This window comes from Streptomyces sp. CA-294286, assembly GCF_050947155.1.
GTDB lineage: Bacteria > Actinomycetota > Actinomycetes > Streptomycetales > Streptomycetaceae > Streptomyces.
The window spans coordinates 413,804-426,574 of sequence record NZ_CP192004.1; the positions used below are offsets into that span (position 1 = coordinate 413,804).

Here is a 12,771-nt window from a genome sequence, read left to right on the forward strand (position 1 = left end):
GGCACCGGGTGCTGGGAGCGGGGACGGCGTGGGGGAAACAGGCATGGACCAACGACGCGAGGGGCACGCGTCCACGCACGTACGGGACGGGGGCGACGGACGGGACGCGGGGCACGTACGGGACGGGCGCCCGGGACGGGGCGGGCACCTCGTACGGGACGGACCGGGAGGGCGTACCGCCGGGCCGCACAGGCATGCCGACCCGCACGCCGCGCCCGGCGGGCCGGGCCGGCGCACCGCGGAGGACCTCCGGAACTCCTGGACGACCAGGGCCCGACGGGGCCTGCGGTCCGGTCGTGGCGGCGTGCTCGCGATCACCCTCCTCTGCTTCGCGCTGGGGCTGGCGGTCGCGCTCCAGCAGTACGAACGGCTCAGGCTCGGCGGATTCGACTTCGGCCTCTTCGACCAGGCCGTCCGCGCCTACGCCCGCTTCGAGCTCCCCCGTTCGACCATCAAGAACGTGCACCACGAGTACCCTCCGGAGTTCTCCCTCCTGGGGGACCACTTCTCGCCGATCCTCGTTCTCCTCGCCCCCCTGTACTGGCTGTGGAACGACCCGCGGGTCCTGCTGCTGGCCCAGGCACTCCTCTTCGCCCTGGGTGTTCCGCTGGTGGCCCGGCTGGCCCGCGCGGAGACGGGCAGGCTGCTCCCGCCGAGGGCGGCGCGCAACTGTGTACGGGCCGCCTGCCTCGTGTACGCGCTCGGCGCCCCGCTGCTCTTCGCCGGGCGCGCCGGGTTCCACGAAGTGGCCTTCGCCGTGCCGCTGTTGCTCCTCCTCTTCGAGCGGGCCGGGCGAGGGCAGTACGGGCACGCCCTGTGGGCGGGCGCACTGCTCTGCCTCACCAAGGAGGACCTGGGGCTCGTCGTCGCCGTCTTCGGCGCGGTCCTGGCCGTACGGTCCCGGCGAGGCGGAAAGGGGAGCGGGGACAGTGCGGGGTTCCGGTGCGGGCTGGTGCTGCTGGGCGCCGGGTTCCTCGCCTCACTGCTGGCGATCACCGTCGTCGTCCCCGCGATGGGCGGCAGCCCCGGCTTCTACTGGCAGTACGGGCGGCTGGGCTCCGGCCCGTCGGAAGCCCTGGCCTTCATCGTCCTGCAACCGCTGGACACGCTGGGCATCGCACTCACCCCCCTGACCAAATCCCTCCTCCTGCTGTGGACGTTCGGCAGCCTGCTGTTCCTCCCCCTGGGCTCGCCCCTGACCCTCTGCGCGCTCCCTCTCCTCGCCGAGCGTCTCTTCTCGGACAACGAGAACCACTGGCAGGCGGTGAACCACTACGGTGCCTTCCTCTGGCCCGTACTCGTGGCGGCCTCCCTGGAAACCGCCGGAAAGATCCTGCGCAGAGCGCAGGAGCAGGGCTGGGACGTCGGCCGTTCCGCTCGATCGGCCGGCCGGGCGGCCGCCGCGGCGACGGCACCGGTGGTCCTGGCCGGGTTGCTGGTCTCCGGCGTGGGCGACCTCGCCAACCCCCGCAGCTGGAAGCCCGACGAACCCGCGCGGGCCATGCTCGAAGCAGCCGCACTCGTACCCGGCGGGGCGACGGTGGAGGCGGACAACTACATAGCGCCCCGACTGACCGCCCGTACGAAAGTGATGCTCCTCGACCGTGTCCCCCGCAACGCGGACTGGGTGATCGTCAGCACCGGGAAACGCGTCTTCCCCTTCACCGACGTCCAGCAACAACGCGACCGCGTCGCCCTGTTGGAGGACAACGGCTACCGCACGGTCTACCAGGAACACGGCGTCCACCTCCTGGAGAGACCCACCCCGGACATCACGGTCCCCGGCAGCCGCCTCCCGGGGCCCGGCAGCACCCCGGTCAACGACGAGGTGCCCCAGGACGTCGGCCGCCGGCTCTTCGGCTGAGGACGCTCCCGACCCCGGCCCCAACGGCGGCGCGGTGCACGTCGGCTGCGTCGGCTGCGGTGCTGTCCGTGCTGTCCGTGCTGTCCGTGCTGCGCAGGCGCGGGAGACGGCAGCGGCTCCTTGCGTCTCCGGTGCGGGATCCGCTGCTGCGGGATTTCCCCCGCAGATGTGGAGTGCCGTCCCGCTCAGGAGGTGCAGCCGGGCTGCCGACACGGGAGTCCACGCCCCGGCTCCGTCCGGCGCTGCCGCGGTGCCTCCGAACCGGCGCGCGGACGCAGCGGCCACCACAGGGCGCGGCCGAGGAGCGCGGCGAGGGCCGGGACCAGGACGAGGGACAGGACGAGCGCGGAGAGCAGGATGCCGAGCGCCATGGCGAAGGCCATCTGTGCGTTCCCCGGGGTCGTGGCCAGCGTCGCGAAGGAGGCGGCCAGCACCACGCCGGCCATCGCGACGGCCGGTGTGGTGTGCCGTACCGCGCGGGCCACCGCGGCGCGGGACGTACCGGGGCGCCGCATCTCCTCCCGGATCCGGTCGGCGATCAGGATGTTGTAGTCGGTGCCCAGCGCCACGACGAACAGGAACAGCACCAGGGGCAGGGTGAAACCGACGCCCGGCTCCCCGAGCCCGTGCTGGAACACCAGCGTGGCCGCACCCAGCGTGGCCGCGAACCCGAGCCCGACGGAGAGCAGCAGCACCAGCGGCGCGAGCAGGCTGCGCAGGAGCAGCAGGAGGATCAGCGCGATCAGCGCCGCCGCGACGGGGAACACGATCCGCAGGTCGCGGTCGACGGCGCTCGCCACGTCCGCGAAGATCGCCGCCGTACCGCCCACATGCGCCGCCGTGCCGGGCGGAGCGTGTCGGGCGACGGCCTCCCTGACCGGGCCGGAGACCAGATCGCGGGCCTGCTGGGTCTGCGCGCCGACGGTCGGGTGGACATCGATACGGGCGGCCCGCCGGTCCTCGCTGAGGACGGTACGGGCGACCTGGCCCACACCGTCGACTTCCGCGAGCGCACGGGACAGGTCGCGCAGACCGGTGGCGCTGAGGGCCCTGTCGTCGGCGGTGACGTACACGCTCGTCGGATCCGACACCCCGGCGGGCAGGGCACGGGCGATCTCGGCCGCGGTGGCGGCGGCGGGCGTCCCGCTGCCGGAGTCGCCGCGCCCGTAGTCCATCCTCAGGCCGATCAGCCCGGCGGCCAGCGCGGCGAGCAGCGTCACCGAGGCCGCCAGCATCGTCAGGGGCCGCCGGGTGACGAGCGTGCCCAGCCGCGCGGCGCTGCCCCCGCGCGGCTTGGCGAGCAGCGACCTGGACGGCCAGAACATCCCACGTCCGGCGGCCGCCAGCAGCGCCGGCATCAAGGTGAGGCTGCCGACCAGCATGACGAGAACGGCGACGGCCACCGCCGGACCCAGGGAGCGGAACTGCCCGAAGGACGCCAGGCCCAGCGTGGCGAACGCCGCCACGATCGTCAGCGCCGCCGAGGTGATCGCCGTACCCACCCGGACGGAGACCTGCGCGGCCGCCTCGCGTGCGGACTGCTCGGGCCGCTCGCGCAACTGCTCGCGGAAACGGAACAACAGGAAGAGGAAGTAGTCGATCCCGATGCCGAGCAGGACCACGTTGATCAGCCCCGGGGTGCCCGCGTCGAGCTTGCGCCCGGTGAGCAGCGCGGCGCCCGCGACGGCTCCCGCCGCGGCCCCGCCGACGAAGGCGACCGCGAGCAGCGGCAGCAGAGCGGCCAGCACACTGCGGAACACCAGCACGTTCAGCAGCACGACGACCCCCATGACGAGCGCGCTGCCGACCGTCGCCGCGGTCTCGTGCGCGTCGGTGGTGTCGACGGTCTCGGCGAGCGACCCGGTGAACCCGGTACGCAACCCCGCTTCCGCGAACTGCGCACGGGCCGCGTCCCGGAAGGCCCGGTAGACGCCCTGGACCCCCTTGTCGGTGGGGTTGCCGGTCAGCTGGACGGAGAGGAGTGCGAAGCTCCGGTCGGGGGCCGTCATCGCCGGAGCGACCTTCGGCGTCTGCGAGCGGTCCGGGAGCAGGAACGCCGGCATGTCCTCCTCGTCCCGGGGCATGGCCACCCGGTTCCGCGCCAGCTTCGCCGCCCCGGCCGCGATCCGCTCACGGTCGCCGTCGCCGAGCGCGTTGCCGTCGGTACGGGCGACCAGCACCGTCACCGTGGTGGCGCCGGGGTCCACCCCGAACCGTTCCAGGGCGATCCGCTGTGCGGCGGCGGAATCCACACCGCGGGGCAGGAAGTCTTCCGTCCCGTGCTGGGTGACGCGGGAGATCAGCAAGGGGGCGAAGGCGCTCAGCACGACACCCGTCACCGCCCAGAGGGCGATGACCTTCCACGGGTGCCGGATGGCATAGCCGGTCAGGGCGCGGATCACGTGGTCCTCCAAAGGGCGGACTTCGACTGCGGACGCCTGCCGAGGAGCCCCGGCGACAGGACTCCACCCCATCACCGCAAGGCAGGGCCGGGCGTCGGGGCGAAGAAGGAGGCGCAGGGGGGACCTGGGTCCTGGAGCGGCGGTCGGCCGGGCCCACGGTCCTGGCCGGGGGCGTGGGCAGCGGTGGCCGGGGGCGAGGGCCGGGCTTCGGCAGTGCTGGGGGAGGGGACACGGGGCGCGGGGCGACGTCGGGGATACGGGGAGCACGAGGGCGGGAGTGATACGGAGGCAGGGCCCCGGTCGGGGGGCCCGGAGGCCGGCGGCCCTCTTGCGGGACCGCGAAAAACACCACGGGGGCGGGCCGGGGCCACGGGAGGGAGCCGGCGCCGCCGGTACGGTCGCGGGGGAGCGCTGTGTCACCCTGTCCCGGGGCCGGAACGGCCGGGAAGCGGGGGAAAGACGTGCTCAGGAGCCGACGCAGAGCAGGGGGCGACGCCCGGGGACCGGCACGTCCCGACGGCCGCGGACAACCCGACGGCCCCATGCCCCTCGACCGTCCCGAGGTGCCGTGGTCCCGCGACGATGCACTGGTGGCCGGCGGGGCGTGCGCGCTGAACCTGCTCAGTTACGTGTTCTTCAAGGACGCCGGCGACCGGCACGACGTCAGTGCGGCCGGGTTCCTCCTCGTCGCGCTGGCCGCCGTGCCGCTGCTCGCCCGGCGCCGCCACCCGGTGCCGGCACTCGCCGCCGTACTGGCACTCGACGTGACGGCCGCCGTGGTCATTCCGCTGCCCAGCCACTTCGGCGCGGTCCTGGTGGTCGCCCTGTACGCGGTCGCGCGGGCCTGTACGGGCCGGGTGACCGCGGTCGCGGCCGTCGGCACGGCGTCGCTGATGCTGCTGAGCCAGCACTACGGCCGCATTCCGCCCTGGCAGCAAGCCGTCTCGCCCTTCCTCACCACCCTGATCGTCGTCGGTGCCGCCCTGGTGGTGAACCGCTGGCAACGGGAGGTGGCGGCCAACCGCAGACTGCTCGCCGACCGTGCCGTGGCCGACGAACGCCGCCGCATCGCACGGGAGTTGCACGACATCGTGGCCCACCACATCACCACCATGCAGTTGCTGGCCGGCGGGGCCCGCGCCAACCTCGCCCGCCCGGAAGTGGCCCGCGAAGCCCTGGTCACCCTGGAGTCCTCCGGACGGCTGGCACTGAGCGAGATGCGCCAACTCCTCGACGTGCTGCGGGCCGGCGACGAGCCGGAGACCGTACCTCCGCTGCCCCAGCCCGGCGTCGACGACCTCGACCGGCTGGTGGCCGAGTCGTGCGCGGCGGGGCTGCCGACCGGGTTCACCGTGCGGGGACAGCGCCGTCCGTTGCCGCCGACCGTCGGGCTCACGGTCTTCCGTATCGCCCAGGAGGCCCTCACCAACACCCGCAAGCACGCGGGGTCCGCGCGAGCGACCGTGCAACTGACGTACGGTCAGGAACTGGTCACCGTAGAGGTGCGGGACGACGGCGCGGGCGCACCGCCGCAGGAGGGGCCGTCGTCGGCAACCCCGGGGGGCCACGGCCTCCCCGGCATGCGCGAACGCGTCGCCCTGCACGGCGGCACCCTCACGACCGGCCCGCAGGCCGACGGCGGGTTCGCGGTGGTCGCCGCCCTCCCGCTGGCGGGCCCTGACTCGGCGGGCCTCGACTCGGCGGGACCCGAGCCGACGGGCCTCGGCACGGTGCCCGGCACGGGCAGTGGAACCGGCACAGGCCCCGTTACCGACCGCCGGAACGATCCGACGCCCGGCACTGCCACCACCGCAACAGCCGCAACAGCCGCACCGCACGAGGGAGCGCACCGATGACCGCGAACGGGGCAGGCCCGACAGGGACGGGAGCAGGGACTCACCGGACAAGGACCGGTACCGGTACCGGAATCGGGGCCGGGGCAGACCCGACAGCGACCCCTCCGCCGCACTCGTCGTCCCCGCCGAGGATCAGGGTGCTGATCGTCGACGACCAGCCCCTCGTCCGGCGAGGTCTGTCGCTGATTCTCTCCCCCGACCCGGCCTTCGAGGTAGTGGGTGAGGCCGAGAACGGTGAGCAGGCCGTCACCCTCGCCTGCCGACTCGCCCCGGACGTCGCGGTGATGGACATCCGCATGCCGGTCCTCGACGGAGTGGACGCCACCAGGGAACTCGCCACCGCTGTGCCCGACTGCCGGGTCCTGGCCCTCAGCACCTTCGACCTGGACGAGTACGTCGTGGGTGCGCTGCGCGCCGGAGCGTACGGGTTCCTGCCCAAGGACAGTTCCCCGGAGGACCTGAGCGCCGCCATCCGTACCGTCCACGCAGGCGAGGCCGCCGTGGCTCCGCGCCTGCTGACCCGGCTGATCGCCACCTACGTACGCTCCCCGGCCGGCGCCCGGCCCGCGCCTGCTGCCCCGGCAGGTGCACTCACCCCCCGGGAGGTCGAGGTATGGCACCTGATGGCCACCGGCCTCGACAACACCGAAATCTCCCGCACCCTGGACCTCAGTCTCTCCACGGTCAAGAACTACATCACCAGCATCTTCGACAAACTCGCCGTCCGCGACCGTGCCCAAGCCGTCATCGCCGCCTACGAATCGGGTCTCGTCACTGCCCGGGAGACAGGGGGAGCGGGCGCGAGAGCCGGGAATCCGCCCAAGGCGGTGGGTTGAGGGCTGAGGGCTGAGGGCTGTCGGGGGTGAGGGCGTGACGAGGACGGCGGGGTTGACGGGGTGAGGGGAGGACGGGGGACGGCGGGGGTGAGGGGGTGAGGGGGTGACGAGGATGTCGGGGTGTCGGCAGAGGAGTGAGAAGTTCTGATTGGTCGTTCGCGATCGAGGTACCCGACCTCCCACCGCACGCGTGCCGCCTGCGGAAGAGCAGCCGTCCTCGACCCCCGACTCCCTACCCCCACATCCCTTCGCCTCCTCCCAATACCGCCGTGTGTGATCGGAGTCGTGCAGTGTCGGCCAATCTCGCGGGATTTCTCGGCGTGGTCCTGATCGCTTATGTGGTGCCCGGCCCGGACTTCCTGGTCGTCGTACGGGCCGCGGCTCAGCGTCCCGCGCTGGGCCGCGCGGCGGCACTCGGCGCGCAGAGCGGTCTGTGCGTCCACGTGCTGGCCGCGGCTCTCGGCCTGTCGGTGCTTGCCGCCCAGTCCGCCGCCGTCTTCACCACCATCAAACTCGCGGGCGCGGCGTACCTGGTGTACCTGGGGGCAAGGGCCCTGCTGTCCGCCCGCTCCGGGAGCGCTCGCGCATCCGACGGGCCCGGCGCCGCGCCCGCTCCCACCTCGCTCAGCCGCCGCGCCGGCTTCACCGAGGGCTTCCTCACCAACGTTCTGAACCCCAAGGCCGCCCTGTTCTTCCTCAGCGTCCTTCCCCAGTTCATCGTGCCCGGCGGTCCGTCGACCACGAGCCAGATCTTTCTCCTGGGCGCACTCGACGTCGCCGTCGGCGTCGTCTACTGGGCGGGAGTCGTCCCCGTCGCAGCGAGGCTCCGCGCCTTCCTCGACCGCCCCTCGGTGCGCCGCCGTTGGGAGCGCATCACCGGCTGCCTCTTCATCGGGATCGGCGTGGGGGTCGCCGTCGCCGACTGACGCGGACCGCCGCGACCCGCGACCGTACCGAGTTATCCCGCCGTGCCCGGGTACCGTCCCGGAATGACCACTTATCTCGTCGCACTCCCCGGTACCCTGCTCGGCGAGCTCACCCCCGCCGCGCGCACGGAACTCCTTCGCGAACTCAGCCCCGCCGATCCCCGGCACACCGCCCTCGGCGAGCACGAGGACCTCGACCGGTTCACGCTCGACGAGGGGAACTCCACGTTCGTCATCCGTCTCGAAGTGCAGGCGGCGACCAGCGGTGAGGCCGAGGCGGAGGCCCGCCGCATCGGCACCGCGGCACTGGCCTCCGCCGGGCTCGACGAGAACAGCGCACCCATGGGTCCCGCGGCGATCTCCGGCATCGACACGGAGTGACGGCCGGGCGGGGGAGCGGTACACGATGTTCCCCCTGCGGATCGTTGTTCCCCTTGCGGATCGTTCTCGGCCCGAGCCGCTGCGTTCCGGCCGGTGGGCTCGTAGGGTGCCGCCCATGGATTCTCTCTCCGTGGTCTTCTACCGGTTCATGAACCTCGGCCACCCGAAAAGCCCGGTGCGGGCGACGCTCGAAGGGGCGCTGACCGCGGCCGGAGGACGCGCGGTCAGGTCGTTCCAGACCAACGGGACGGTGCTGTTCGCCGCCGACGACCCCGAGGGCGTCGTCGCCGCGGCGGGCAGGCAGCTCGAAGCGGAGGCCGGCTACACCGAGGTCGCCATGGTCCGCAGTCTCGACTCCCTGGTCGCAGCCCTCGACGGCAGTCCGTTCCAGGGCCACGTGGACAGCCGCACGTACCGCGAGACCTTCACCTTCTTCGACGGCGGTCGGCCCGTTCAACTCCCCCTGCCCTGGACGAACAAGAAGGGCGACGTCGACCTGGTGGCCCTGCACGAGGGTCTCGCACTGTGCGTGGTCCGCGGGAACGCGTCGAGGGCCGGCAATCCCAACGCGGAGGTCGAGCGGCTGACCGGGGTCCCCGCCACCACACGGACCTCCGGCACCATCGAGCGCCTGGTGAAGGCGGCGAACCGCGGCTGAGGAAACGTGCCGCGGTTCGCCTGGAGGACGCGGCCGGAACCATCGACAGCAGGGCCTGAGGATCACCTCCGCGGAAAACATGCGACCGGGTACGCATACGCGTCCGCACACCGGGCACAAGAACCACGACCCGAGCTTGGCAGGCACCCCCCCCAGCCCGCCGAGCACCCCGGAGGCCCCGCAGCCCACCCCCCGGGCTGCGGGGCCTCCGTACGTCCGATGCCTGCCGGCCTCGCCCTCCCCGCTCGCTCAGCGCCTTCTCGACGCGTGCACGGTGCGCGGCCTCCTCGTCGTCGACGGGCTGGGGCCTCCTTCGCGAGTTTGCCCCACGCGTCGGCGAGCACCCTCCTGCCCTCCTGCCGGACTGCCGGACTGCCGGACTGCCGGCGCGCCGGGCTGCTGGGGCGCCGGGCTGCCGGGGCAACCACGACGCTTTCTGGACGGACCGGCGAGAATGACTCCATGATCGCGGGCGTACGAGAGATATATGGCATACGAGAGGTCCTGCGGGCGGTGCTTGCGGCAGCCGCGCTGGCGACCGTCCTGCTCGGCGTGTCCGCATGCCAGCAGCCCGCCCGGCCCCCGCACGTCGCGCAGCCGCAGACGCCCGCCCCCACCGCTGCTCCCCCGTCCGGCTCGGGGGCACGGGTGCTCGATGTCCGGTACGAGAAGCCGTCACCCGCCGACCGGCGCGCCGCCGCGTTCCTGGAGGGGCGCAGGACGGTGGAGGGCGCCGCCGATGACCTTGCCGATTTCCTCGGATGGGGAGCCCGGGAGCCGGTGGCGCTCGTCGTCAAGTCCTGCGACGGCCAGGGCTCTTCGTACGATCCGGAAGCCCGGCGCATCGACCTCTGTTACGAGGAGGTCACCGAGACCCGCGAACTCTTCCGGGAGGGAGGTCGCCGCGGAGCGACCGACGACGCCGTGCACGCCGTACAACTCGAAACGCTCTTCCACGAGGCCGCCCACGCACTCGTCGACGCCCTTGAGCTGAAGCTGCCCGGCAACGAGGAGGACGCCGCGGACCAGTTCGCGGCACTGATGCTGCTGCGCAGGGGCGTTCCGGGCGAACACCAACTCCGTGCGGCAGCCGACGCCTGGCGGACTTCCGCCGAAGTGTACGAGGAGACCCCGGGCGACGAGCACGCCACCGACGGACAGCGCGCCGCCGCCCAACTCTGTTACGCGTACGGGGCCGCAGCCGGGCGCGACCGCGAGTCGGCGGACACCCGGACCCTCCCCGCCGCACGGGCCGCCGGGTGCGCGGAGGAATGGGAAACGGTGCGCGAGCGGTGGACCGGCGCACTCCGGACGTCGGGCGTTCTCGCCTGATCCCGAGGCTGTCTCGTCTAGCTCCGTGCCGCCTCGCCCGGGTCGGTGCCCGCCACACCCGTGCCCGTGATGCTTTGGTTCGTGTCCGCCATGCCTGGGCCCGTCACGCCCTGATGCGTGCCCCTGCCGAGTTCCGCCTTGGTGATGTTGCGGAGGAACGCCGGGACGGTTCCGGCCACTGCCAGGGCGAAGAGGAGGAAAGCGGTCCGCGTTCCGCACCACTCGGCGAGGAGACCGATCAGCGCCGCGCCCAACGGCATGCCGCCCCAGGTGAGCAGCCGGGCCGCACTGCTGTACCGGCCCATGAGGGCGTCGGGGACGATGTTCTGCGAGATGAGGCGGGCGTTGACCGTCCACAGTGTGCCACCCATGCCGCCGAGGAACGCGGCCGTCGCGACCGCCCACACCTGGGTGGTGAGCGCGGGCACCGCCATCATCGCCAGCGTGCCGAGGAGGTCCGCGAACATCGCCCAACGGCGGCCGAGCAGCCGGTTCACGGCGGTGACGGTGAGGGCGCCGGTCAAGCCGCCCATGCCGAGGGCGCTCAGGACGACTCCGTACTCCTGCGGAGTGAGGTGCAGCAGCTCCTTCGCCAGCAGGGGCATGAGCGCGAGCCAAGCGCCCCAGGCTGCGCACAGCACGGTCAGGATGAGGGCCATGGTACGCAGCAGCCGGTGCCTCCAGAGGTAACGGAGCCCCTCCGTGAGCTGGCCCTTGGGGGAGGGGACGTGGGTTTCGGCGGCTTGCCCTTCGCCCACCCGTACCGCTTTCGGGGCAGCACGGAACCGTCCGGCGAGCAGGAAGAGCAACAGGCAGGCCGAGAAGTACGCGATCCAGCTCACCCCCAGCGCGATACCGGTGCCGCCGGCAAGCAACAGGCCGCCGACCATGGGACCGCAGAACTCGTTGGCGGCGGTCTCGACACCGGTGATCCACGCGTTCGCACGTTCCCTGCCCGCGCGCGGCACGAGAGCTGGGAGCAGAGCGCTCTCCGAGGTCTGGGCGACCACTTCGGCGGCACCGAGCGCCGCGCCGGCGGCGGCGAGCGTGGCGATGGAGAGCGAGTCGCTGACGGCCGCCTGCCCGAGCAGGCCGATCGCCAGTAGCCGTACCCCGTTGGCCAGCCAGAGGAGACGACGCCTGTCCGCGCGGTCGACGAGTAACCCGACGGGGAGGGAGAGCAACAGCCACGGAAGCGTGAGGGTGAGCGCGACGAGGGAGATCAGGGCGGGGGAGTCGGTGAGGCGGGTGGCCAGCACCGGCAGGGCGATCTTCGCGATGCCGTCGGCGAGGTTGGTGAGGGCGCTGAGGGCCAGGAGGACGACGGTGTTGCGGGTGCCGCGGGAATCGTTGCTCGTGGGGGAGGGCGGGTGCGTCGAGCCGCTCTCCGGGTGCCCCGGTGGTGGCGGCCCCGCCTGCGGTGGGCCTGGCCGGAGCAGGTCTGCCTGCTCTTGGCCTGTTGTGTTGACGCCTGTCGGGTTGGTGCCTGTCTGCTTCGGGCCCGCCTGGCTCGGGCGTGCCTGGCTCGGGCGTGCCTGGCTCGGACCGACCTCGCTCGGGCCTGTTCGCTTCGCGGCTGGACGCGGTGGCGCGGTCTCGGCGCTCTGCCGATCCTGCGCACGTCTGTGATCCGTGGCGCCGGCCATACGTACCCCCTCGGTCCATCCATCCGTAACCGTCTAAGGCTTTTGCTGGTTACTGCTGACCGCAGACTGACAGAGTCGACACGCACCGGTCAACGGTTTAACCGGTTAGAGTGGGAGTGGAACGACGGAAGCCCTCGCCCCTTCGTCCCCTTGGAATCCGAAGGGACCCCGCATGATGGAAGCCCCGCCATCGGCTCAACTCGTCGAAGCGTTCGCCAACACCGTGGACGTGGAACTCGGCACCGACGACCTCACTGCCCCGGCCCACCTCTCCGCTTGGCTCACCGCTCACGGACTGATCCCGTCGGCCCCCCGGGTCACCGCCGCCGACCACGACCTGGCCCTCCGGCTGCGAGGCGGCATCCGTGAGGGCCTGGGCATGCACGCGGACGCCCCCGAACCGGCCCTGCTGCACGCTGCCGACGACGCGCTGAGCGAACTGCCGTTGCTCGCCACGGCCCGCCCGGCCCCCCGTACAGTCCTGATCCCCTCGCCTCGACTGGGCCCCACGCGAAGGGCGTTGGCCGCGATTGCCGTCGCCTGGACCGAACTCGTCGTCACCGGCGATGTCGTCCGCCTCAAGCGCTGCGCGGAGCACGGCTGCGCCTGGGTCTTCTGGGACACCTCCAAGAACCGCAGCCGCCGCTGGTGCTCGATGCGGGTGTGCGGCAACCGTACGAAGGCCAGGCGGTACGCGGCGAAGCGCGCGGAGACGGGCACGGCGCGAACGGGCACGGCGCGAACAGGCACGGCGCAGACGGACCCAGGAGACGCGGAGATGCGGGAAGTGCGCACTGGAGAGGCGCGCCCTGGGGCAGCACGAACCGAGGCGGTGCGAACGACGGCAGTGCGAACGACGGCGGTGCGAAC

The 12,771-nt window shown here is 72.6% G+C and carries 9 protein-coding genes and 1 pseudogene; 8 read left to right on the plus strand and 2 right to left on the minus strand.

Annotation, left to right across the window (positions count from 1 at the left end):
• Nucleotides 1–43: 43 nt before the first annotated feature.
• Nucleotides 44–1,864: a DUF2079 domain-containing protein gene (locus ACQPZG_RS01855; RefSeq protein WP_433543981.1), complete on the plus strand. Its 1,821-nt coding sequence runs from the start codon at nt 44–46 to the stop codon at nt 1,862–1,864.
• A gap of 185 nt (nt 1,865–2,049) precedes the next feature.
• Here the strand turns inward: ACQPZG_RS01855 and ACQPZG_RS01860 are convergent, their stop codons facing one another.
• On the minus strand, nt 2,050–4,266 hold the full coding sequence (locus ACQPZG_RS01860; RefSeq protein WP_433543982.1) for an MMPL family transporter: 2,217 nt from the start codon (nt 4,264–4,266) through the stop codon (nt 2,050–2,052).
• Nucleotides 4,267–4,808: 542 nt separating this feature from the next.
• On the opposite strand from ACQPZG_RS01860, the gene ACQPZG_RS01865 reads away from it, so the two are divergent.
• From ACQPZG_RS01865 to ACQPZG_RS01890, 6 genes are all read left to right on the plus strand, one after another.
• On the plus strand, nt 4,809–6,122 hold the full coding sequence (locus ACQPZG_RS01865) for a histidine kinase (RefSeq protein ID WP_433543983.1): 1,314 nt from the start codon (nt 4,809–4,811) through the stop codon (nt 6,120–6,122).
• A 137-nt stretch (nt 6,123–6,259) separates the two neighbouring features.
• Nucleotides 6,260–6,958 carry a response regulator gene (locus ACQPZG_RS01870; RefSeq protein WP_433543984.1) on the plus strand — a complete coding sequence of 233 codons (699 nt, stop codon included), beginning with the start codon at nt 6,260–6,262 and terminating at the stop codon, nt 6,956–6,958.
• Between the two features lie 290 nt (nt 6,959–7,248).
• On the plus strand, nt 7,249–7,884 hold the full coding sequence (locus tag ACQPZG_RS01875) for a LysE family translocator (RefSeq protein WP_433543985.1): 636 nt from the start codon (nt 7,249–7,251) through the stop codon (nt 7,882–7,884).
• Between the two features lie 63 nt (nt 7,885–7,947).
• On the plus strand, nt 7,948–8,265 hold the full coding sequence (locus ACQPZG_RS01880; RefSeq protein WP_433543986.1) for a hypothetical protein: 318 nt from the start codon (nt 7,948–7,950) through the stop codon (nt 8,263–8,265).
• 115 nt (nt 8,266–8,380) lie between these two features.
• On the plus strand, nt 8,381–8,923 hold the full coding sequence (locus tag ACQPZG_RS01885) for a DUF1697 domain-containing protein (protein WP_433543987.1): 543 nt from the start codon (nt 8,381–8,383) through the stop codon (nt 8,921–8,923).
• Nucleotides 8,924–9,385: 462 nt separating this feature from the next.
• Nucleotides 9,386–10,255, plus strand: coding sequence for a DUF4344 domain-containing metallopeptidase (locus ACQPZG_RS01890; protein WP_433543988.1), 870 nt, complete (start codon nt 9,386–9,388; stop codon nt 10,253–10,255).
• Nucleotides 10,256–10,272: 17 nt separating this feature from the next.
• Here ACQPZG_RS01890 and ACQPZG_RS01895 read toward each other — a convergent pair whose 3' ends face one another.
• On the minus strand, nt 10,273–11,901 hold the full coding sequence (locus tag ACQPZG_RS01895) for an MFS transporter (protein ID WP_433543989.1): 1,629 nt from the start codon (nt 11,899–11,901) through the stop codon (nt 10,273–10,275).
• Nucleotides 11,902–12,073: 172 nt separating this feature from the next.
• Between ACQPZG_RS01895 and ACQPZG_RS01900 the strand changes: the two are divergent.
• A pseudogene (locus ACQPZG_RS01900) lies at nt 12,074–12,613 on the plus strand (CGNR zinc finger domain-containing protein); the annotation flags it as partial.
• Nucleotides 12,614–12,771 lie beyond the last annotated feature (158 nt).

Excerpts from the sequence above, each read along its gene's own strand:
- ACQPZG_RS01890 (WP_433543988.1), top strand. The coding sequence starts at position 9,386 with ATGATCGCGGGCGTACGAGAGATATATGGCATACGAGAGGTCCTGCGG.
- ACQPZG_RS01855 (WP_433543981.1), top strand. The coding sequence starts at position 44 with ATGGACCAACGACGCGAGGGGCACGCGTCCACGCACGTACGGGACGGG.
- ACQPZG_RS01885 (WP_433543987.1), top strand. The coding sequence starts at position 8,381 with ATGGATTCTCTCTCCGTGGTCTTCTACCGGTTCATGAACCTCGGCCAC.
- ACQPZG_RS01895 (WP_433543989.1), bottom strand. The coding sequence starts at position 11,901 with ATGGCCGGCGCCACGGATCACAGACGTGCGCAGGATCGGCAGAGCGCC.
- ACQPZG_RS01865 (WP_433543983.1), top strand. The coding sequence starts at position 4,809 with ATGCCCCTCGACCGTCCCGAGGTGCCGTGGTCCCGCGACGATGCACTG.
- ACQPZG_RS01880 (WP_433543986.1), top strand. The coding sequence starts at position 7,948 with ATGACCACTTATCTCGTCGCACTCCCCGGTACCCTGCTCGGCGAGCTC.